The 246-nt window shown below is 49.2% G+C and carries 1 pseudogene; it reads left to right on the top strand.

What is annotated here, in order from left to right:
* Positions 1 to 22 precede the first annotated feature (22 nt).
* Positions 23 to 246 (top strand): annotated as a pseudogene (locus tag SB749_RS20440) (16S rRNA (cytidine(1402)-2'-O)-methyltransferase); the annotation flags it as partial.

Genomic DNA, 246 nt, shown 5'->3' with positions numbered 1-246 from the left:
AACGGAAAGAGCAGTTAAGACATTGGCGGAAGTTGCAGCCATTGCTGCGGAAGATACAAGACACACGCGCAAACTCATGCAGCATTATGGCATACAGAATGACGTATTCGCCCTGCACGAACATAATGAGACACAGCGTGTAGACGCGGTCATAGAACGCTTACAACAAGGTGATTCGCTGGCTTTAGTCAGTGATGCGGGGACGCCACTTATTAATGACCCGGGTTATGTTCTGGTGCATCGTTG

Source organism: Brevibacterium sp. SIMBA_078 (assembly GCF_046534565.1).
Classification (GTDB): Bacteria; Actinomycetota; Actinomycetes; order Actinomycetales; family Brevibacteriaceae; genus Brevibacterium.
The sequence above is the reverse complement of the archived record's forward strand: the minus strand, read 5'-3'. Positions and strand labels throughout refer to the sequence as shown.